Genomic DNA, 1,330 nt, shown 5'->3' with positions numbered 1-1,330 from the left:
TAATAGTCCGTTAAAAATTCACCATATCGGCTAAGCGGCTTCTGCCACTATGCCAAAGAGTTCTTTGATAAGTTTAGTATTAAAAGTTCTGTTCGGTTTCAGACCGGACCTGCTAAAAATTCTTTTGAGCATATAAATATTACTCAGATAGGCCTTTAGCAATCCGATGGAAAGCGACGGATAGTATTGTTGCCGCATGAACTTTGCAATGTTTACCGAGGCCAGTGAAGCATTGAAAGCGAAGTCGAGTTTCCTCAAGTCTCTTGCCTGACAATCATTGAGTCCGGAAAACTGCTTGGAATCCCGAAAGCAAAACTCAATCTGGAATCGTGTACGGTAGTATTCGATGATGCCTTTGGCCGACATATCAAGGTCGGTGGAGAAATAGATTTTGTGTCCTCCTGATTTTGGATAATGAACCACGACTTTGATGTTGCGTTTCATTGCCTTTGAATATGCCTTGACTGAGTAGGCCCTTCCTCCTTCAATGTCGAGAATCTCGCAACGCTGAAGGTCGAGTCTCTCAAAATCAATCTTCTCGCCTTTGATACGCGGTCGTCCCCGTTTGCCTGTGTGAACACCGCTATGTGAATACCATAAGGCGGCATCATCACGCAGGCGACTGATGACATGGAATCCCATCAGACAGGTGTCATTGACGAACTTTGCCTTTGAAAACCATGCATCTGCAACGACATAACGTGTTATGCCGAGCAACTTGTCCTTGTATTTGCGGAGTACGTCAAGATACCAGTCCACTAGATTGTAATTTTCGCCTTGCTTTTCCAGATACGCCTTGCCCGGCGTCTGTTCTGCACGTAGCATCATACAGTCCCGGCTATCAATGTTAATAATGGCGATACCGAGAATTTCCAATCCTCGTTTCATCGCAGAAGCGCATCCCGACCAGAACTTACCGATATAAGGAGTCTTCTTTCCCGACTTTGAAATGTGGCTTGCGTCTATGGCAATGGCTTTTCTAGCACTTTCACCAAATCGCTGCCGCATAAGGAAGAGATTGAACTGCATCCAGTCAAACTCATGTTCAAACAACTGCCGGAAGCGTTGTTCCGAGCTGTCTGAGTAACGTCCCATTTGGGTGAAATTAATCTTTCTTGGTAGTACCATATACAAAATCATGAGTTGAATGAATGCAGTTTTAAAACTTTTGCGTAACTTCGCTGAACAACTTTTCAAAGCATCGGTTACGATTTCCTCATATTGGTCAAGTGCTGTTTTGTTCATTGCTTTAATGTGTGGTAGGATACCATTAAAGATAATGAAAATCAGCCACTTGGCCTATTTTATTATACTAAATATTATTTACTAA

At 42.9% G+C, this 1,330-nt stretch carries 1 protein-coding gene; it reads right to left on the bottom strand.

The window, feature by feature from the left end; all coding sequences use genetic code 11:
- Nucleotides 1-30: 30 nt before the first annotated feature.
- Complete coding sequence (locus E5355_RS19040) at nt 31-1,095, bottom strand: transposase (RefSeq protein WP_246867012.1); 1,065 nt, start codon at nt 1,093-1,095, stop codon at nt 31-33.
- Between the last annotated feature and the right edge of the window lie 235 nt (nt 1,096-1,330).

Origin of the sequence: Bacteroides muris (ex Afrizal et al. 2022) (genome assembly GCF_004793475.1) — a bacterium.
In the GTDB taxonomy this organism is placed as follows: domain Bacteria; phylum Bacteroidota; class Bacteroidia; order Bacteroidales; family Bacteroidaceae; genus Bacteroides; species Bacteroides muris.
This window is presented reverse-complemented; position numbering and strand designations above follow the sequence as displayed.

Bases quoted from the DNA above. Each gene is read 5' to 3' on its own strand.
- E5355_RS19040 (WP_246867012.1), bottom strand. From the start codon at position 1,095: ATGGGACGTTACTCAGACAGCTCGGAACAACGCTTCCGGCAGTTGTTT.